The organism is Mesorhizobium sp. M7A.F.Ca.MR.148.00.0.0 (assembly GCF_003997735.1).
Taxonomy (GTDB): domain Bacteria; phylum Pseudomonadota; class Alphaproteobacteria; order Rhizobiales; family Rhizobiaceae; genus Mesorhizobium.
In genome coordinates this window covers 1-262 of record NZ_RZTB01000596.1, presented here as the reverse complement: position 1 = coordinate 262, position 262 = coordinate 1, and the positions used below count along the sequence as shown (strand labels likewise).

Annotated in this window: 1 protein-coding gene; it reads right to left on the bottom strand. The window is 61.5% G+C overall.

Annotated elements, in window-relative coordinates; all coding sequences use genetic code 11:
* Positions 1–262: Rieske 2Fe-2S domain-containing protein (locus EOB49_RS35465; RefSeq protein ID WP_164782011.1), on the bottom strand; the 262-nt coding region annotated here is incomplete at both ends.

Below are 262 nucleotides of genomic sequence, written 5' to 3'. Positions count from 1 at the left end.
CGCGAGCCGCGATGGGTGCAGACATTGTAGTAGGCCGCGATGTCGTCCTCGCCATCGCCGAAGCGCACGATGATGATCTCCTCGTCGAACAGCTGACGCACGATGTAGCGGCCCCTTTCAGGCACCTCACTGGCATGGGCGACAAGCATCCATTGACGCGGAAACCACAAGTCACGCTCCAGCGCGAAGATCGCAGGGTCGGCATAAAAGGCCTGTTCCAGCGACCAGTCCGGACGTTGCCGGTCGATCAGCCTGACGGTCT